This is a genomic window from Pseudodesulfovibrio indicus (assembly GCF_001563225.1).
GTDB lineage: Bacteria > Desulfobacterota > Desulfovibrionia > Desulfovibrionales > Desulfovibrionaceae > Pseudodesulfovibrio > Pseudodesulfovibrio indicus.
The window spans coordinates 176,124-194,793 of the sequence record NZ_CP014206.1 but is presented as its reverse complement, the minus strand read 5'-3'; the positions used below and the strand labels follow the sequence as shown (position 1 = coordinate 194,793).

The 18,670-nt window shown below is 63.3% G+C and carries 18 protein-coding genes, 1 other RNA gene and 2 pseudogenes; 9 read left to right on the top strand and 12 right to left on the bottom strand.

Annotated elements, in window-relative coordinates:
- Positions 1 to 84 precede the first annotated feature (84 nt).
- From AWY79_RS19575 to AWY79_RS00915, 4 genes and pseudogenes are all read left to right on the top strand, one after another.
- Positions 85 to 1,329 (top strand): annotated as a pseudogene (locus AWY79_RS19575) (tetratricopeptide repeat protein); the annotation flags it as partial.
- A gap of 268 nt (positions 1,330 to 1,597) precedes the next feature.
- Positions 1,598 to 1,993 (top strand): annotated as a pseudogene (locus AWY79_RS19190) (AraC family ligand binding domain-containing protein); the annotation flags it as partial.
- A gap of 42 nt (positions 1,994 to 2,035) precedes the next feature.
- On the top strand, positions 2,036 to 2,449 hold the full coding sequence (locus AWY79_RS19185) for a helix-turn-helix domain-containing protein (protein WP_233491036.1): 414 nt from the start codon (positions 2,036 to 2,038) through the stop codon (positions 2,447 to 2,449).
- 24 nt (positions 2,450 to 2,473) lie between these two features.
- On the top strand, positions 2,474 to 3,349 hold the full coding sequence (locus AWY79_RS00915) for a DMT family transporter (RefSeq protein WP_066799197.1): 876 nt from the start codon (positions 2,474 to 2,476) through the stop codon (positions 3,347 to 3,349).
- Here the strand turns inward: AWY79_RS00915 and AWY79_RS00910 are convergent.
- Positions 3,336 to 3,560, bottom strand: coding sequence for a hypothetical protein (locus AWY79_RS00910; RefSeq protein ID WP_133987436.1), 225 nt, complete (start codon positions 3,558 to 3,560; stop codon positions 3,336 to 3,338). The genes AWY79_RS00915 and AWY79_RS00910 overlap by 14 nt on opposite strands.
- On the opposite strand from AWY79_RS00910, the gene AWY79_RS00905 reads away from it, so the two are divergent.
- From AWY79_RS00905 to AWY79_RS00890, 4 genes are all read left to right on the top strand, one after another.
- On the top strand, positions 3,536 to 4,030 hold the full coding sequence (locus tag AWY79_RS00905) for an FCD domain-containing protein (protein ID WP_078063547.1): 495 nt from the start codon (positions 3,536 to 3,538) through the stop codon (positions 4,028 to 4,030). The genes AWY79_RS00910 and AWY79_RS00905 overlap by 25 nt on opposite strands.
- Before the next feature lie 166 nt (positions 4,031 to 4,196).
- The gene (gene argS / locus AWY79_RS00900) at positions 4,197 to 5,840 is read left to right on the top strand and encodes an arginine--tRNA ligase (RefSeq protein ID WP_066799190.1); all 1,644 of its coding nucleotides are present in this window, start codon (positions 4,197 to 4,199) and stop codon (positions 5,838 to 5,840) included.
- A gap of 42 nt (positions 5,841 to 5,882) precedes the next feature.
- Positions 5,883 to 6,581, top strand: coding sequence for an SPOR domain-containing protein (locus tag AWY79_RS00895; protein WP_233490971.1), 699 nt, complete (start codon positions 5,883 to 5,885; stop codon positions 6,579 to 6,581).
- A gap of 81 nt (positions 6,582 to 6,662) precedes the next feature.
- Positions 6,663 to 7,454: an alpha/beta fold hydrolase gene (locus tag AWY79_RS00890; protein WP_066799186.1), complete on the top strand. Its 792-nt coding sequence runs from the start codon at positions 6,663 to 6,665 to the stop codon at positions 7,452 to 7,454.
- Between the two features lie 107 nt (positions 7,455 to 7,561).
- Here the strand turns inward: AWY79_RS00890 and AWY79_RS00885 are convergent, their stop codons facing one another.
- The 10 genes from AWY79_RS00885 to AWY79_RS18060 form a co-directional block, all read right to left on the bottom strand.
- Positions 7,562 to 8,254 (bottom strand): queuosine precursor transporter, encoded by a 693-nt coding sequence (locus AWY79_RS00885; protein ID WP_066799184.1) that lies wholly within the window; start codon positions 8,252 to 8,254, stop codon positions 7,562 to 7,564.
- Between the two features lie 121 nt (positions 8,255 to 8,375).
- Positions 8,376 to 9,656 (bottom strand): tyrosine--tRNA ligase, encoded by a 1,281-nt coding sequence (tyrS, locus tag AWY79_RS00880; RefSeq protein WP_066799183.1) that lies wholly within the window; start codon positions 9,654 to 9,656, stop codon positions 8,376 to 8,378.
- 42 nt (positions 9,657 to 9,698) lie between these two features.
- Positions 9,699 to 10,475, bottom strand: coding sequence for a TIGR00282 family metallophosphoesterase (locus AWY79_RS00875; RefSeq protein WP_066799181.1), 777 nt, complete (start codon positions 10,473 to 10,475; stop codon positions 9,699 to 9,701).
- A 60-nt stretch (positions 10,476 to 10,535) separates the two neighbouring features.
- The gene (locus AWY79_RS00870) at positions 10,536 to 11,423 is read right to left on the bottom strand and encodes a CheR family methyltransferase (RefSeq protein WP_066799179.1); all 888 of its coding nucleotides are present in this window, start codon (positions 11,421 to 11,423) and stop codon (positions 10,536 to 10,538) included.
- Positions 11,424 to 11,557: 134 nt separating this feature from the next.
- Positions 11,558 to 13,114, bottom strand: coding sequence for a ribonuclease Y (rny, locus tag AWY79_RS00865; RefSeq protein WP_066799176.1), 1,557 nt, complete (start codon positions 13,112 to 13,114; stop codon positions 11,558 to 11,560).
- Between the two features lie 185 nt (positions 13,115 to 13,299).
- A non-coding RNA gene (gene ssrS, locus AWY79_RS00860) (6S RNA) lies at positions 13,300 to 13,483 on the bottom strand.
- Between the two features lie 26 nt (positions 13,484 to 13,509).
- Positions 13,510 to 13,755 (bottom strand): cell division protein ZapA, encoded by a 246-nt coding sequence (gene zapA / locus AWY79_RS00855; RefSeq protein ID WP_233490970.1) that lies wholly within the window; start codon positions 13,753 to 13,755, stop codon positions 13,510 to 13,512.
- Between the two features lie 36 nt (positions 13,756 to 13,791).
- Positions 13,792 to 13,968 carry a hypothetical protein gene (locus AWY79_RS19065; protein ID WP_166671402.1) on the bottom strand — a complete coding sequence of 59 codons (177 nt, stop codon included), beginning with the start codon at positions 13,966 to 13,968 and terminating at the stop codon, positions 13,792 to 13,794.
- Positions 13,969 to 14,047: 79 nt separating this feature from the next.
- On the bottom strand, positions 14,048 to 15,484 hold the full coding sequence (locus AWY79_RS00850) for an NTP transferase domain-containing protein (RefSeq protein WP_066799172.1): 1,437 nt from the start codon (positions 15,482 to 15,484) through the stop codon (positions 14,048 to 14,050).
- 627 nt (positions 15,485 to 16,111) lie between these two features.
- Positions 16,112 to 16,972 carry a HEPN domain-containing protein gene (locus tag AWY79_RS18060; protein WP_078063546.1) on the bottom strand — a complete coding sequence of 287 codons (861 nt, stop codon included), beginning with the start codon at positions 16,970 to 16,972 and terminating at the stop codon, positions 16,112 to 16,114.
- 162 nt (positions 16,973 to 17,134) lie between these two features.
- Between AWY79_RS18060 and AWY79_RS00845 the strand changes: the two genes are divergently transcribed.
- Positions 17,135 to 18,166, top strand: coding sequence for an IS1595 family transposase (locus tag AWY79_RS00845; RefSeq protein WP_066799170.1), 1,032 nt, complete (start codon positions 17,135 to 17,137; stop codon positions 18,164 to 18,166).
- Here AWY79_RS00845 and AWY79_RS00840 read toward each other — a convergent pair.
- Complete coding sequence (locus tag AWY79_RS00840) at positions 18,118 to 18,576, bottom strand: hypothetical protein (RefSeq protein ID WP_148651016.1); 459 nt, start codon at positions 18,574 to 18,576, stop codon at positions 18,118 to 18,120. The genes AWY79_RS00845 and AWY79_RS00840 overlap by 49 nt on opposite strands.
- Between the last annotated feature and the right edge of the window lie 94 nt (positions 18,577 to 18,670).

Genomic DNA, 18,670 nt, shown 5'->3' with positions numbered 1-18,670 from the left:
CCGGGTTGACCGGTTCCCCCCACTTCTCTACTGTGGCAGCATGGAAACCAAAACCTGCGCCCCTGGGGCGGAGAGGTGAGTCCCATGGCAGAGTCCGCTGAAAGCGTCGTCCGCGACTTCTTCGAGAAGGAAGGCGGTATCCTCGTCTACATCTCCGACGACTACGGTTTCACGCGCGCCCTGCGCAACGTGGTCTCGCGGGTCATCGGCCTGCGCGGCGAGGTCCTCCAGTCCTTCTCCTCGGTGAATGCGGCCATGGACAAGTGCGCCGAGCTGCGCGACCAGGACATCCCCTTCGTGGTTTTCATCGAGCGCATGCTGGACAACCGGCCGTCCACGGATTCCATCATCCGCATCAAGCGGGAATTCCCGGACGCGAGGATGATCGTCCTCACCTGGGAGGCCACCCAGGAGACCGTGGCCTACTTCTTCGAGCTGGGCGTCAGCCGGGTGCTGGTCAAGCCCGCCTCGGCCAACAAGGTCGTGGAGGAGCTGGCCGGGACCATCTCCCCGCCCATGGAACTCAAACAGCAGATCGAGCGCTGCCGCGAGCTGCTCGCCGCCCGCGACTACGAAGCCGCGCTAAAGAGCTCGGACCGCATCCTCGTCGTCCGGCCGGACAGCGCCCGCGCACTGGCCATGCGCGGCGACGCCCTCATGGGGCTGGGCCGGGTGGACCAGGCGGTCCAGGCCTACATGGCGGCCCACGAGGCCAACCCCATCTTCATGGCCCCGCTCATCAAGCTCGCCGAGGCGTTCCGCGACATGGAGGACGAGCGCGCCCTGGCCTACCTCAAGGAGCTGGACGCCATCTCCCCGCTCAACCCGGAGCGCAAGATCGACATCGCAGAGCAGCACCTGCGCCAGGGCCAACACGAGCAGGCCGAGCAGTACCTGGACCAGTCCATGCGCGCCGCCGAGCGCGAGACCCGGTCCATGGTCGGCGACCTGACCGAGCGCATCGTGGACGCGGTTTCGCCCGTGGCCCCGGACCTGGCGGTCAAATACCTGAGCCGGGTCATCGACACCAAGCGCGTGCTGGGCCGCGACGACCTCGTGCACTTCAACCGGCTGGGCATCATCCTGCGCGGCGAAGGGCGCTGGGCCGAGGCCGTGGACGTCTACGCCAAGGCCGTGGCCCTGGCCCCGGAGGACCCGGTCCTTCATTACAACATGGGGCTGGCGCACTGGGAAGGCCACGAGCGCATGAAGGCCCTGGACTGCTTCGAGAAGGGGCTTGGCATCGACCCGAATTTCTACGCCGGGAGCGTGGGCGCGGCCCTGAACATCGGCTCCCTCTACCTCGACCTGCACTACGCGGACGAGGCCCTCCCTTTCTTCGAGCACGTCCTCTCGCTGGACCCGGAGAACGAACTGGCCAGGGCCAAGCTCGCCAAGGCCGAACACCTGGCCCGGACCGACCCCAGGCCGAGACGCGGCCAAGAACCGGAGCCGGCGGGCGACACCGTCTTCAACCTGGAGGAGCTGGTCGCGCCGTCCAAGAAGAAGAAAAGAAGAAGAAAAAGCGCAAGCCGTTCACCAACCTGGAGATATAGCGGTTGTTGCCTTTCTCCGCGCCCTGGGCGAAGATCACGCCATGAACGGCGCACCCCGCGAGACCAGCCACGTCGCGACCCTGCCCCTGTGGGGCGGGGTGGATTTGCTGCGCGCGCGGTTCGTCACCCAGTCCTTTTCCAAACACTTCCACGAGGGGTTCGCCGTGGGCTGCATCGAGTCCGGGGCCATGCGCTTCCGCTATCGCGGCGAGTCCCTGGTGGCCGCGCGCGGCCAGGTCAACCTGGTGGTGCCGGGCGAGCCGCACGACGGCCACGGCGCGGACCGCGACGGGTGGGCCTACCGCATGTTCTACCTCAAGCCCGAGGCTCTGGCCGCCGCCGCAGGCGAACTCGCGGCCCGGAACCGCGCAGCCGGGCGGGGGCTGCCCCATTTCCGGGCGGGGGTGATCGACGATCCGGCCCTGGCCGCCCGCATCCGGCAAACCCACCGGCGGCTGGAAGACCCGGGCGCGCCGCTCATGGAGAAGGAGTGCCTGCTGCTCGACCTGCTCACCGGCTGGATCAGACGCCACGCGGACGACCGCGCGGGCGGGGTCCGGGCGGGACGGGAGCACCGCGCCGTCAATCTCGCCCGCGAGGTCATCGAGGCGCGCTACGCCGAGGACCTCCCCCTGTTTGAGCTGGCCCGCCTGGCCGGGCTGTCCCCGTTCCACCTGGTGCGCGTGTTCGAGCTCCAGCTCGGGGTCACGCCCCACGCCTATCTGACCCAGACCCGGATCGAGCGCGCCCGCCGCCGGTTGGCCGGGCAGGACCGTCTGGCGGACATCGCCATGGACTGCGGGTTCGCGGACCAGGCCCACCTGACCCGGCTGTTCAAGCGCCAGACCGGGGTGACCCCCGGCAAATACCGCAAGATTCTTCAAAACTCCTAGGCCGGGCAGGGGCATGGTGTCCCCATGCCCAAACAATACCTCGCCTGCGTCAATCTCTCCCTGGCCATGGTCCTGGTCGGCAGCTCGGTGGTGGCCGGCAAGATCATGGTCGAAGAGCTGCCCGTCCACCTGGCTTCGGCCCTGCGTTTCGCCCTGGCCCTGGCCATCCTCGCGCCCCTGGTCCTGGTCCGGGAGGGCGGGCTGCCGCGCCTGTCCCGCCGGACCTGGCTCAAGCTCGCGACGCAGTCCCTGTGCGGCTCGTTCCTGTTCACCGTGTTCCTGCTCCACGGCCTGACCCTGACCGGTCCGGCCTCGGCGGGGGTGATCACCTCCACCACCCCGGCCTGCATGGGGCTCATCGCCTGGGTTTTCCTCAAGGACCGTCCGCACCGCCGGGCCGTCCTCGGCATCCTCCTGTCCGTGGCGGGCGTGCTGGTCCTCAACCTGGCCGGAACCGACGGTCCGGGCGGCGCGAACCCGGTCTTCGGCAATCTTCTGGTCCTGGCTGCCGTGGTCTTCGAGTCCCTGTTCCTGCTCATCCGCAAGACCGTGCCCGAACCCCTGTCGCCCCTGGCCGCGTCCACGGTCATCTCCGGGTTCGGCCTGCTCTGGTTCCTGCCCGGCGGCGTGGTCGAGGCGGCGAGCACCGATCTTTCGGCCATCTCCGCCACCGGCTGGCTGGTGGTCGGCTACTACGGCGCGTTCGTCACCGTTCTTGCCTACCTCTTCTGGTTCGCGGGCATCACCAGGGTGGCGCCGTCCACCGCGGGCGTGTTCACCGCCGTCATGCCCGTGTCCGCGCTCATCCTGTCCGCCCTGGTCCTGAACGAGCCCATCGGCTGGCAGCAGCTCGCGGGCTGCGGCTGCGTGCTCGGCTCCATCGTGCTCATCTCCCGTTAGATCGGTCGCGTGCGGGGAGCGTCTCGGGGCGCGCGCCGTCGCGAGGCCGGTCCCCCGGCGCTGCGGCCCGGGTGGGCCGGTCCGTCCGCGAAAAGGCGGACAGCGTGTGGAGCATGCCGCTGAAGGTGTCCCAGCCCGAGGTGTGGCCGATGGCGTCCAGCCGCAGCCCGGTGCGCAAGGCGCTGTATATGCTGGAGGCGGGGAACTCCATTTTCCGCATCCCCAAGCGGGAGATCACCGAACTCTCCACTGCGAAGCATCCTGGAGCTGGCCGCCGCCGAGTTCGTCCTGGAGAACCCGGGGCTGGGCGAGCGGTTGGCCGCGTTGCGGGAGCCGTGGGAGCGGGCCCGGGAAGCCGGGCGGCTGACGGGCGAAGACCTCGCCCTCATCGACCAGGAGTTCCACGCCGGGCTGGTGGGCCTCATGGACAACAGCATGCTCGACTTCTATTTCGGCAGCATCAACGAGCGGCTCTTCCGCTTCCGGGTGATGGATTTCGACGAGACCCTGAACAGCAAAGCCATCGAAGAGGTGGCCGACAACCATATGGGCATCGTCGACGCCCTGTCGGCGGGCGACAGGGAGGAGGCGGTCGGGCGGCTGAAGGCCAATATTGCGGAAGGCCTCAGAAACGTCGACATCAGTCTCGGCCGCGCCCTGATGCGGACCTACGAGCTTTAGTTCCGGTCCCGGAACGGGGCGGGCGGCGACGGCGCGTTTCCTCACGGGAGGGGGCGCGCCGTTTCCCGTGGGGGGCCCGCCGGAGGGGCCTCTTCTATACTTGGATTGCGTGGGCTTTCGTGCTAGACCGTGCCGCACGAGCTTTGTTTAAGGAGAATACTCGACCATGAGAGCGAAAATACATTTGGAAGCGGCGCTCAAGGGAGCGCTGGACAACTTCGGCTGGGAATGGCCGGAGAAGGCGGTCATCGAGCCGCCCAGGGACAAGCAGTTCGGCGACATGTCCGCCAACGTGGCCATGCTGCTGGCCAAGGAGGCCAAGAAGGCCCCCCGCGCCATCGCCGAGGACATCCAGGCGGCCCTGTCCGGCGACCCGAACATCGAGAAGATCGACATCGCCGGTCCCGGATTCCTGAATTTCACCTTCTCCCCGTCCTTCTGGCGCGAGACCGTCTCGGTCATCGCCGGAGCGGGCGAGGGGTACGGCACGTCCACCATGGGCAACGGCACCAAGGTGCAGGTCGAGTACGTCTCGGCCAACCCCACCGGGCCGCTGCACATCGGCCACGGCCGGGGCGCGGCGCTGGGCGACTCCCTGACCCGCATCCTGGAGAAGGCCGGGTTCGACGTGGAGGCCGAGTACTACATCAACGACGCGGGCCGCCAGATGCTCATCCTGGGCGGGTCCATCCTGTACCGCGCCCGGCAGCTGGGCGGCCAGAACCCGGCCGAGCCCGAGGACTACTACAAGGGCGAGTACATCACCGAGATCGCGGCCGAGCTCATGAAGCAGCGCCCGGACCTGCTCACGCTGCCCGAAGAGGAAGCCGTGGAGGTCTGCAAGGTCTACGGCAAGGACGACATCCTGGAAGGGATCAAGGCCGACCTGGCCGCCTTCGGCGTGCGCCACGACGTCTGGTTCTCGGAGAAGTCCCTGGTCACCGACGGCAAGGTGGACGAGACCTTCGCCGACCTGACCGCGTCCGGCATGGGATACGAGGCGGACGGTGCGTACTGGTTCCGCTCCACCCAGCTCGGCGACGACAAGGACCGCGTGCTGCGCAAGTCCAACGGGGACACCACCTATTTCGCCTCGGACATCGCCTACCACGACAACAAGTTCAAGCGCGGCTTCGACCTCGTGGTGGACATCTGGGGCGCGGACCATCACGGCTACGTGCCGCGCATGATGGCCGCCTGCGAGGCGCTCGGCAAGCCGGGCGGCCTGTCCGTGATCCTGGTCAACCTGGTGAACCTGTTGCGCGACGGCCAGCCCATCGCCATGAGTACCCGCGCGGGCCAGTTCGAGACCCTGAAGGACGTGGTGGACGAGGTCGGGAGCGACGCCGCCCGGTTCATGTTCCTGTCCCGCAAGTCCGACTCCAAGCTCGACTTCGACCTGGAGCTGGTCAAGCAGAAGTCCATGGACAACCCGGTCTACTACGTGCAGTACGCCTATGCGCGCATCCGCTCCCTGGGCAGAAAGGCGGAGGAGACCGGCGTGGCCCCGGCCGCCGTATCCCCGGCCTCCCTGGCCCTGCTCGACACCGAGCACGACATGGAGATGCTGCGGCTGCTGGACCAGTACCCGGACTATGTGGAGTCCGCCGCGCGCACCCAGAGTCCGCATCTGATCTCCATGTATTTGCAGGAACTTGCCTCGACGCTCCACAGATATTATACCAACTGCCATGTGCTCAGCGCCGAGAGGGACGTGGCCGAAGCCCGGCTCATGCTCCTCAACTGCGTGGCGGGCGTGCTCAGAAACGGCCTCGGCCTGCTGGGCGTGAACGCCCCGGACTCCATGTAGGCGAGAACAACCCCAAGGCGGAACGGAAGAATGCCCGACAATATGGAACCGAAATACAAGGTCAAAGTGCCCAAGCTCAACGCGGACAAGCGGAAGATCGAATTCTCCATGTCCCTGCCCGGGTTCATCACGGCCACGGGCGTGGGGGTGCTTGCGCTGACCTTCTTCTTCGTCATGGGCATTCTCATCGGCAGGGGCTACCGCCCCGAGTCCGACGTGCCGCCGCTGGGGCAGATCATGCCGGGCGCCGAGCACGGCGAGCTGGCCCAGGCGAACGAGCCGCCCAAGGTCCTGACCTCCGAGGAGCTGGACTATCAGGAACGGCTCCAGGTCCCGCCGCAGCAGATGCTCGACACCCCGGTCCCGGCGGCCAAGCCCGAACCCAAGCCGGAAGCCAAGCCGGAACCCAAGCCCGAGCCAGCGCCCGCCGCCAAGGCCGAACCCGCCGCTCCCGAGCAGGCGGCCAAGCCCGCACCGGCCGCGCCCGGCGAAACGGTCTTCGACTACGTCTATCAGGTGGCCTCCTTCCGCAAGGAGGAGATGGCCCGGAGCCTGAACGACCAGCTGACCGCAGCCGGGCTGTCCACCCGCATCGAGTCCGGGGAGGCCAAGGGATCCACCTGGCACCGAGTCCAGGTGCTGCACCGCGGCACCCCCGCTTCCACGGGGGACATGAAGGCCGTGCTGGCCAAATTCGGCATCCAGAAGCCGCTGCTCAAAAAGAAGACGGCGGTCCAATAAGGACCCCGCTCAACGAACGAGAAGAGGCTGCCCGGATCACCGCGCAGCCTTTTTTTCGGCAAACAGGAAGGAGAGAAAGACATGACCGACGCATACCCCGGACAATACGGAACCGTGTTCCTCGTTCACGGTGCGCTGTCGGACGCGCGCATGTGGCGCGACCATCAGGAGCTGCTCAAGGACTTGGGTGACATCCGGGCCGTCACGTTGCCCGGATTCGGCCCTGAAGAGAATGCCGAAACGATTGAGTTCGGCATGAATACCCATGCCGAACGATTGGCGAAAGTCGTGGGCCACCCTGGAATTTCCGGCCCGGTCCATGTGGTGGGCTGGTCCTACGGTGCGGACGTGGTCCTCAATGCCCTGGCCCACCTGCACGGCAAGATCGCCTCGGTCATGGTCTACGAGCCGGGTTACCCCGGCTGCCTGGGCGAGGAGGAGATGCGCGACTTCGGCAAGGACGCCGGGGCCATGTTCGGCCCCGTCTTCACCCTGGCCGACGACGGCGACCTGCACGGGGCGGTGGAGGCCCTGGTCAACGGCTCGGGCAACCGGCTCGGTTATTTCGCGTCCCAGCCCGATGCGGTGCGCGCCGTGCAGCTCGACAACGCGCACACCCTGCCCGGCCAGCTCCACCAGCAGGAGACCCCGGACCTGGACGAGGCGCACCTGTCCAAGGTCGAGGTTCCGCTGACCGTGGCCTGGGGCGAGGCGTCCCGGCCCCTGTTCCGGATCGTGTCCCAGGCGGTCGCCCGCACCGTGCCGGGCTGCCGCGCCGTGCCCATACCCCGCGCCACCCACATGCTGCCCGTGGAGGACCCGCGCCGGTTTGCGGACCTGGTCCGCGAACACTTGGGCGGCAACAAGTCCTGACCGCTCGCGCGTCACCCCGGCGCGGTCCGACCGGCCAAGTGCAAACAAAAAAAAGGCCTCCGCAGCGCGCGGGGGCCTTTCTTCCTCTTGCGTGGACCGGGAGCGGCCTAAGCCTGGCCGTGGACGGCCTCATCTCGGTTGAACAGCCGCTTGGCCAGGTAGATGAACGGGGTGTCCAGCGCGGCCACCGCCACCTTGATGAGGTAGGTGGACAGCAGGATCTCCAGGAACACCTCCATGGGGAACACGCCCCAGAAGGCGATGACGCAGAAGATCGCGGAGTCCAGCAGCTGGCTGATCATGGTCGAGGCGTTGTTGCGCAGCCACAGCAGCCGCTCGCCCGTGCGCGCCCGGATGGCGTGGAACGCCCAGACGTCGTGCAGCTGGGAGACCAGGTAGGCGGCCATGCTGGCGAAGGCCACGCGCGGCAGGAACCCGAACAGGGCCTGCAGATGCGGCTGGGCGAAGTCGGACTCCGCGGGCTGGAAATAGAGCGCGATCTGCATGTACCCGACCATCATCAGCAGGGTGACGAAGCCGAGCAGCACGCCCTTGCGGGCCTCCTTCTTGCCGTAGAACTCGCTTAAAAGGTCCGTGGCCAGGAACACGCTGGCGTACAGGATGTTCCCCAGCGTGGTGGTCAGCCCGAACAGCTCCACGGTCTTGAGGACCTGGACGTTGCACAGGAGCAGGTTGAAGACCATCAGGCCGAACAGCCCCACCCGGCCGAACAGCCGGTACACCACCAGGACCATGCTCAGGTCCACCAATGCGAATACAATCCAAAGCGTCTCGTTCATGGAGGGTGACTTGCCCCCATTTCGGCCCCGCGTCAAGTCCGGGGTGGCCGCGCCGGGGGAGCGGAAAAGGAAAAGGGCCGGTCAGACCGGCCCTTTTCTCGTTGATTCGTGCGGGTTGCGGCTAGCCCTTGGTGACCAGGCCGTAGTTTTTCTTGCCCTTGCGGATGATCAGCAGCTCGCCGCCGATGAAGTGGGCGTCGAGGATGTCCTGGCCGTCCTCCACGCGCTCGCCGTTGACGTAGATGCCGCCGCCCTGGATGTCCTTGCGGGCCTGGCCCTTGGATTTCACCAGGCCGAGGTCCATGAGCATCTGGGGCAGGTCCGGGAGATCGCCGGGGGCGTAGCGCACGGCGGGCGCGGACTCGAACGCGGAGCGCAGGGTGGCCGGGTCGATGGCCTTGATGTCGCCCTTGCCGAACAGGGCCTCGGTGGCGGCCAGGACGCGCTCCAGCTCGTGCTTGCCGTGGATCATGGCGGTGACCTCTTCGGCCAGCCGCTTCTGGGCGGCGCGCAGGTGCGGCTCCTCGGCCACCTGGCGCTCCATTTCCACGATCTCGTCCGGGGTCAGGAAGGTGAAGAGCTTGAGGAACTTGATCACGTCCGCGTCGTCGGTGTTGATGAAGAACTGGTAGAAGGCGTAGGGCGTGGTCAGGTCCGCGTTGAGGTAGACCGCGTTGCCCTCGGACTTGCCGAATTTCTTGCCCGAGGCGGTGGTGATCAGCGGGAAGGTCAGGGCAAAGGCCTCGGCCTGCTCGCCGTCGTGGGCGTAGCGGCGGCGGATGAACTCGCAGCCCGCCGTGATGTTGCCCCACTGGTCGCCGCCGCCGATCTGCAGGCGGCAGTCGTGGTTCTTGTACAGGTGGTAGAAGTCATAGGACTGGAGGATCATGTAGGAGAACTCGGTGTAGGAGATGCCGGTCTCCTCGCGGTCGATGCGGCCCTTGACCGACTCCTTCTGGAGCATCCAGTTGATGGTGAAGTGCTTGCCCACGTCGCGCAGCAGCTCGATGCAGGTCATGTCCTTGGTCCAGTCGTAGTTGTTGACGATGTCCGGGCGCTCGCCGGTGTTGCGCTCCACGAAGCGGCGCACCTGGCGCTTGATCATTTCCAGGCGCTCGTCCAGCTTGTCGGCGTCGGACAGCTCGCGCTCCTTGTCCTTGCCCGAGGGATCGCCGATGCGGCCGGTGGCCCCGCCCATGAGGTACAGCGGATTGTGGCCCGCCTTCTTCATGCGCACCAGGCAGAGCAGGGGGACGAGGTTGCCGACATGCAGGCTTTCGGCGGTGGGATCGAAGCCGCAATACATGGTCGCTCCGGGTTCGGACAGATACGCGCGCACCTTGTCCTCGTCAGACACCTGATTGATCAGCCCCCGCCATTTCAACTCGTCGTAGATATTCACTTTCGTCCTCATTTAACTAGGTTTGACAAAGGTTCCCGGTCGCTAGCCGCGCTGGAACGTGGCCATGGATACCGCCTTGCCGGTGGTATCATCTATGTCAAAAATCGCGCCTTGTAAAACCCCTGGGCCGGAGGCCGCCTCCAGCTGCCGGGGCAGCCCGGTGAGGTAGCGGTCGAGGATGATCTCCGGCTTCATGCCGAGGCAGGAATCCGCCGCTCCGCACATGCCCAGATCGGTCAGGTAGGCCGTGCCGCCGGGCAGCACCTTGGGGTCGTTGGTCTGGACGTGGGTGTGGGTGCCGACCACGGCGGAGACCTTGCCCTCCAGGAAATAGCCCATGGCGATCTTCTCGCCCGTGGCCTCGGCATGGAAGTCCACGATCTGCACCGGCACGTCGGCGGGCAGGGCGTCGATCACGGTCTCGGCGGCGGCGAAGGGGCAGTCGATGGGCGGCATGAAGGTCCGGCCTATGAGGTTGATGACCGCCACCGGGGGCAGCCCCTCCTTGCGGAACACGCGCACCCCGGAGCCGGGCAGATGGTCCGGGTAGTTGTGCGGCCGCAGGATGCGCCCGTCGCCGTCGAGCAGGGAATACAGGTCCTTGTACTTCCAGATGTGGTTGCCGCCGGTGATGCCGTCCAGCCCCGCCTTGAGCAGTTCCCGGGCGTGTTTGGCCTTGAGGCCGTAGCCCCCGGACGCGTTCTCGCCGTTGGCGAAGGCCAGGTCGATGGACTCCTCGTCCCTGACGCGGGCGAGGTCGCGGATGACGGCCTTGCGGCCGGGCAGTCCGACGATGTCGCCGAGAAAGAGTATGCGCATGACGTTCCTCTGGTGATGCGTTGGTTGGGCCCGCAGGGGGGCTGATGCGGTCGTGGGGGATCAGACTCTCTGGAATACCGTGGGGGCTACCTGCCTGATGGGCAGGGGCATGCCGGAAAGGCTCTCCGAATGGCCGATGAAGAGATACCCGCCGAGCTGCAAATTGTTGCAGAACTTCTGGAACAGGACCTCCTGCGTGGGGCGGTCGAAATAGATGACCACGTTGCGGCAGAAAATGATGTCCTGCTTGTGGGGCAGCTTGAAGTCGTGCATGAAATTGAGCCGCTGGAAGGAGACCTTGTTGCGCAACTTGGCGTCCATCTTCACCAGCCGTTTGTCCTTGGACTTGAGCATGTATTTCTTCTTGAAAGGCATGGGCACGTCTTCCACCTTGTCCATGGTGTAGACGGCCCGCTGGGCCTCGGCCAGGATCTTCTGGGAGATGTCCGTGGCCAGGACGCCGAAGTCGAACCCCTGATGGGTGTCGGCCCATTCGTGCAACACCATGCCCAGGGTGTACGGCTCCTCGCCGCTGGAGCAACCGGCGGACCAGATGCGCAGGGCTCCGTTACGCCCGATGCCGCGTTTCCACAGCTCGGGCAGCACGATGTTGTTCATGATGTCCCAGTGCTTGGGCTCGCGGAAGAAATGGGTCGTGTTGGTGGTGACCACGTCGATCAGGTGCGAGCGTTCCTGCTCGCGGCCCTCGGGGGAGAAGACGTAGTCGCAGTAGTCCTTGTAGCTGGCCAGCCCCAGGGCGCGCAGCCGTTTCTGGAACCGGGACTGGAGCAGGACCTTCTTGGAGGGCGGCATCTTGATGCCGAACTCGGAGTGGATCAGCTCGCTGAACCGGCGGAACTCGGCGTCGCCCATTTCGGAGCGCACCAGGTTCATGGACTTGTCCATGGCGGTTTTGAGCTTTTCCGGGTCGGCTGCTTCGCGGTTCATGCTTGTCCTCGCTCCATTTGCTGACGGTCGCAGGTTCGTCACCATACGAGATCATTCACGGTGCGGGCCATGATTTTTTTTCCCTGGCAGAAAAAAACACCCGGCTCCATGCGGGGCCGGGTGCGTTCCGATAGCTATTTCGCGTATCCCACGGCCCGTTTCTCGCGGATCACGGTGACTCTGATCTGCCCGGGGTAGGTCATGTTGTTCTCGATCTTCTCGGCGATGTCCTTGCAGAGCACGTAGGTGTTCTCGTCGCCGACCTTTTCGGAATCGACCATGACGCGGATCTCGCGTCCGGCCTGGATGGCGTAGGCCTTCTGCACGCCGTCGAAGCCGGTGGCCAGCCCTTCCAGCTCCTCCAGCCGCTTGACGTAGTTCTCGAGCAGCTCCTTGCGCGCGCCGGGGCGGGCGCCGGACAGGGAGTCCGCGGCCTGGACCAGGTTGGCCAGGATGGACATGGGGGCCACGTCCTCGTGGTGGGCGGCGATGGAGTGGATGATCTCCTTGGATTCGCCGTGCTTCTTGGCCAGGTCCGCGCCGATGATGGCGTGGGGTCCCTCGATCTCGTGGTCCACGGCCTTGCCGATGTCGTGCAGCAGGCCCGCGCGCTTGGCCTCCTTCTCGTTCAAGCCGAGCTCGGCGGCCATGACGCCGCACAGGAAGGCGACCTCCATGGAGTGCTGGAGCACGTTCTGGGAGAAGCTGGTGCGGTAGTGCAGCCGGCCGAGCAGGTTGATGATCTCGGGATGGATGCCGTGGACGCCCACGTCGAAGGTGGCCTGCTCGCCGATCTCCTTGAGCTTGGTGTCCATCTCGCCCTCCACCTTGCGCACGATCTCCTCGATGCGCGCGGGGTGGATGCGGCCATCGTGAATCAGCCGCTCCAGGGCCTGCTTGGCGATCTCGCGCTTGAGCGGGCTGAAGGCGGACAGGACCACGGTCTCCGGGGTGTCGTCGATGATCAGGTCCACGCCCGTGGCCGCTTCAAGGGCGCGGATGTTGCGGCCCTCGCGGCCGATGATGCGGCCCTTCATGTCCTCGGAGGGCAGGGTCACGGCGGTCACGGTCTGCTCGCCCGCATAGTCGCCCGCATAACGCTGCAAGGCCAGGGAAAGGATTTCCTTGGCCTTCTTGGAGGCGTTTTCCTTGGCCTCCATCTCGATGTTGCGGATCATCTTGGCCGCCTCGTGGCGGGTGCGCGACTCGATCTCCTTGAGCAGGTTCTCGCGCGCCTCCTCCACGGTCAGGCCGGAAATCTCCTGGAGCTTGCGCTCATGCTCGTCCGACTTCTGATTGAGGTCTTCCTCCATCTCGGTCAGGTTCTTTTCGAGCTTGATGAGCTGCTTCTCCATCTCGACGACCTGGGCCTCCTTGTCGGCGACCTTCTCGCGCTTGGCGTCGAGCCGCTCCTCCTTGGAGTGGAGCCGCTTCTCCTCGCTCTTGAGCTGGCTCTCGCGGTCCTTGAACTCCCGCTCCAGCTCCTTCTTCTGGTTGAATATTTCGTCCTGGGCTTGGATGCGGGATTCCTTTTTCAGGGCCTCGCTTTCCTTGCGCGCTTCTTCCACGATGCGCTCGGCCAGCCCTCTGGAATCGGAGACTTTCTTGTCGGAGATATATTTGAAAAGCAGGATTCCGGCTCCGAGACCGACAACCAATCCACCGCCGACCATGGCGATTTGGTCAAACATGGGGTTACTCCTTAATTTATGTTGACAGGCTTTTCTGCAGGCGGCCTGTTATCGCCTCGCCCGGGCTTGTAGAGCACGCAAAAAAGGCACTCAACTCCGAAGAGAAGAGAGGAGGGGGATTGGATATGGCTGTAGGTTTATATTTCCGTCCGAAAACGCCGGACTTGGCCGGTCGGACGGTTTGTTAAATCCCCGGGAGGCCGTGTTGCCTGTATGTTTTGAACCTGGCATGTCCAGGTGGGCATGACTCGCGCACCTTCAGGCTTCCCGGCCGGACCGGGCCTGCTCACCAGCACGCTGGAGTCGTCGCCCTTTTACAGAGCATTGGCTCAATAACACTCCGGGCAATCACGCACGCCCCAGGGTAATTCCTTGCCGACCTCGGTCCCGGCCAGTTATCGGTCCGGTTCCGTTGAGGTCTTTTCCAAAATCTCTCCGATCTTCCCTTCCAGCCGCTTCAGTTTTTCCTCAGCGACCAGATAGTCGTCCGCAAGGCTCAATAGCAGGTAGGTGAGCAGCTTTTCCTTGCTGATGTCACCCGCCCCGGCAACAAGCTCCTTGTGCTTGTTCTCGATAAACGCCTGCGCGGACTCGATGCGTTCGTTATCCGCATCCGTCTTGAAGGATATTTCGAGGCCCATCAGGGTCAACGTATAGCGAGGCATCGTAAACCGCTATCATTCCAGCTCGTTCTGGATTTTCTCAAGCAGCGTGTCGATGCGGGATTCGATGTCGCTCCGCAACCGTCTCTCGGCCTCGACTTCCTCCCTCAAGCGCTGATTTTCTTCTTTCAGTTCCGCAATTTTATTCAGCAACCTGTTGAAACGCTCTTCAAGTTGGGCAACTAGTTCCATAACTTTTATCTATTCTTTTTTTGAGTGCAACGCAACATTTCTTTCCACAGTAAAACAGGGGTTTTCCACTGTCCGACCCCTACTTTTTCAACCGCCGCGCGATGATGGTCTGCTTGCCGCGTGCGATGCCCGTCTGCTCGTCGGGAACGTCCTTGGTGATGGTCGAGCCCGCGCCGATCAGCGCGTCCCTGCCCACCGTCACCGGGGCCACCAGCGCCGTGTTGGAGCCGATGAACGCCCCCGGGCCGATGACCGTCTTGAACTTGTTTTTCCCGTCGTAGTTGCAGGTGATCGTGCCCGCGCCGATGTTCGCGCCCGCACCCACCTCGGCGTCGCCCAGGTAGGTCAGGTGGCTCGCCTTGGCGCCCTCGCCCAGGCTCGCCTTCTTCATCTCCACGAAATTGCCGACCTTTGAGCTCTCGCCCAGCACCGTGCCGGGCCGCAGCCGCGAGTACGGCCCCACCGTGGCCCCGGAGCCGACCTTTGCGCCCTCGATGTGGTTGAATTCGCGCACCACGCAGCCCACCGTGGCCCCGGAGCCGACCTTTGCGCCCTCGATGTGGTTGAATTCGCGCACCACGCAGCCGGGCGCGAACGTCGAGTCCATAATGAAATTGTACGACCCCAGCCGCGCGCCGCCGGACACCTTCGACGAACCGTACAGCTCGCAATGGCCGAAGATCTCCGCCCCCGGCTCCACCGTCACCCGAGGCCCCACGATCACCGTGTCCGGGTTGTGGATCAGCACCCCGGCGTCGATCAGCTCGTCCACGATGCGCCGCCGCAAGGTCCCCTCCGCCGCGATCAGCTCGCGCGGGGAATTGATGCCCATCAGCGAGACGTCGTTGCCCGCCTGGACCCCGTCCACGGACAACCCGGCCTTCACCGCCAGCTCCACCAGGTCCGTGATGTAATACTCGCCGGACATGTTCTCGTTCTTGAGCCTGTCGAGCAGCGGGCCGATGGTCTCCACCTTCAGCAGGTAGATGCCCGCGTTCACCTCGCCAGTCACCGGGCCGTGGAGCGAAAAATCATAGTCCTTGGCCTCCACGATGGCCGTCACCCGCCGCTCGGGATCGCGCACCACCCGGCCGAACGCCGCCGTGTCCCGGGGCGTGATGGTCATGAACGCCAGGTCGCAACAGCCCTGCGCGGCCAACAACCGGTCCAGGGCCTCCACCGTGACCAGCGGCGTGTCGCCGTTGATCACCAGGCAGTGCGTGGCCCCGGAAGAGACCACCGCGTCCCACGCCACCTGCAACGCATGGCCCGTGCCCAGCTGCTCCTCCTGCACCACGAACCGGTCCGCCATGGACGGGAACGCCGCGCGCACCCCGTCCGCGTCATGGCCGACCACCGTCAGGATGCGCTCCTGCATCATGGGCGACAGCGCTTCATACACGTAAAACAACATCGGCTCGTTCAACAGCGTCTGCAATACCTTGGCCTTGGCCGAATGCATGCGCGTGCCCTTTCCGGCGGCCAACACCAGGGCGGTCGTCTTGGTCTGAGGCATATCTTCTCCGTAATGGTTCAAATCGAACGTCAACCGGAACCAAATTACCCCTTTGATTCCAAAAGGACAAGAACCAAGCTCAGTTGTGGAGAGTATGGTGGTTCCGGCGGGCAGGGCGCCGCCCTGCACCCGTCGGGGCGCTGCCCCGAACCCCGCCAGGGAACCCTTTGTAAAGGGTTCCCTGGACCCTCCCAAACTTTTTGGGTGCCTTCGGCAGGGCCGTGCGGGGCGGGAGGGCGAGTGGGGAGTGTGGGGGAAAGGGCGGGGGAGAGTGCTGCTTGGAGGATGACTTGGCTGGGCGCGGCAAGGCGGTGTCCCGGAGGGTCCGCGCCGGACGTCTGCGGCGCGCGGTCAGCCGCCCGGCGCGAACCCTCCGGGACGGTTGCCCACGCCGCCGGGCAGGGCGGCGGGCAAGGGATTATGCAAGGGCGGCGTGTGGTGACTTGGGGGGAGGGAAGTCGTTTACCCTTCTCAGCCCCAACCTCGCGAAGCGACCCAAAAAGTTTTGGAAGGGAGAGGGGATGGGGGTCCGGGGGAAGGGGAGAGGGAAACCTTTTCCAAACGGCATTATGTAGGAAATGCACAAATGAAAAGAAGGCCCACTTAACTGATGGGCCTTCTTGGTTTTTAAGTGTTGTCCTTATTGGGATCAAAGGTGTGATGTCGTGTTATTTGTATTCGCGGAGCAGGCAGATTAAGTAAAGACCGAGCAACGCGACCTACACAATGAAGACTTGCGACAAATGAATTGACCGCTGTTTCAAGTGTGTACTCGTCATTTTCTCCATCATCAATATATCGCGCTGACGCAGCACATTCGACCTGATCCACTATGTCTTTTTGGATTTCTGGCAACCCAAGTTCAACGCATTTCCGATGCAACTTAGCAAGATCATGCGTGAACTTAAACGTTCCCCCTTTCTCCGTTATGAAATTTTTAAATGTTTTCTCAAGGCTTTGTTGTGACGCCCATTCTGACAACCCGTAGTTCCTTCTTTGAGCAACCATGTGATTCACTGCACTTGCTAAATCGTCCGTACATTTTACCGGCAACAATTCGGCTGCTATGTAATCGTTATATTGCATCATTAAAGTTTGAACAAAGGGGGTCAGCGATTCTTCTGGAATAGAATTGAGGATAATAGGGGTAGCTCCTTGAATCCATTCAAGAGGATTTACTTGAACACGACCATAAATCCTTGGAAATTTTACAAGATAAGGTTCATGGCCTAACGCAACCACACCTGACCCTGGTGAAAAATCAACTTTAAGTTTTTCACCATAAACCGATCTATACCATTCGCTTATCGTCTTGGTTATCCAATGATCACCAGTCAAAGGTATTTGCAGACCAGTCTTTTGGGAGAACTTCATAAAAGCTTTTATTTCACGGGCGGTAACAGGAACTTTCTCCTGTTGAAGCTCCCAATCAATTTCCGTCATCATTTTTTTCACGTCTTCTACATTCATGGATTGATATTCGCTCATTCGTATTCGTAGAGTCAAATCAAAACGTGTTGATTCTTTTGAAAAAAGAAAAAGATAAACTCTTCACCGCTATTCCAAATACTTGTGGCAACATTTTGCCATCATTGACTTTTTTATAAATCTGTGTCATACAATGGTCATCGAAGTCTCTAGGTCGATGCCATGCACAACCAACATCACTTGCTCGCAGCTCGGGCACGCACAATATCCCTCCCGGAGATCGCTGGATGGGATGACGAAACGGTTCGCGCCACGTTCCGAAAGTTACGCTGGCCCGAGACCGACGGGGATCCCGTATGCCCGGAATGCGGGTGCGTGGACCTCTATTATCTGGGGACCAGGGAACAATGGCGGTGCAAGGGATGCGGCCACACCTTCTCCATCACCAGTGGTACCTGGTTGGCTTCCACCAAGTTGCCCCTGCGGACCATCCTTATCGCCATGGTCACCCTGGCCAATGCGGTCAAAGGCATGTCCGCCTTGCAACTGATGCGGCAGCTGGGTGTCCAGTACAAGACGGCCTACGTACTGTACCTAAAGCTTCGGGATGCCCTGTGGCAGACCCGCGACCCGTTCCCGGCAATGACCGGCCAAGTTGAGATGGATGGGGCCTACATGACCCCGTCCAAGCGGTTCCCGAACAAGGTGGAGGACCGCCAGGAGAAGACGGCCACCTCTAAGCGCCCCAAGCAATGTATCCTGGCCATGCGCAAACGGTCGCCTCATGGCGGCGGGCAGGAGACGCGGGTGAAGGTCGTCACTGAGGAAAACTCGGAAGACATTCTGGAATTCGCCATGGACAACATCGCGGGCGGCACCGAAGTCATCACCGACGAACATTCCGGGTACACGGACCTCAAAGCCTATTTCAAACACACCAGGGTGAACCACAGCATCCATTTCATGGGACCGGCCGGCGAGAACACCAATATCGTGGAATCACTATTCAGCAGACTTCGGCGATGCGTCTGGGGCCAGGTCCACCAGATCAGCGCCAAGAAGCTCTATCTCTACGCCAATGAAATCGCCTACCGGGAAGATGCCAGGAAGTGGGACAACAGGCGGATCGCCTTCGACATGCTGGCGCGGATGCTCACCCTGGAGGACGACGAAAGAAAGCCCCGTTTCCGGGGCTACTGGGGCGACTACAGGATACGCAAGGGCGGCGGGGTATCGCTTGGGGTCGCTGCGTAGTTCTTGAAGGCCCATAGCGCTTGGTGGTTTTCGATTTCCCCCACCTTGACCACGATCCGGTAGCCTTGCAAGGCCCGCTTCACGTCCTTGCGGACATCCCGGTCCATGCCTTTCCGTTTCTGCACTTCGTCGGCGATCTGCCGGGTGGTCAGCGGGCCGCCGTCCGCTTCCTTCAGGATGTCGAAGATCATCCGCTTCAGTTCGCCGTGGATGAAGGTCTTGGTGTACTTCCGCTTGGGCTTGACCGCTTCGGGATCGAATCCTTGGTCAAGAAGACGCATGGATTCGTCAAGGGCCGCTATCTGGATCTGCTTCTTGCGAAGCCGTCTTCGCAGTTCGTCGGCTTCGCCCATCAATTCCGCTTTCTTGCGGGCCAGGGCCACCATAACAGGGGATGTTCGGGTTCTCATAGGCATGCCCCCATCGTATGACGGGAGCATGCTTCACTTCAACGCAGGGCTTGTGCGGCTCCTACATAATGCCGTTTCCAAAAGGTTTCCCTCT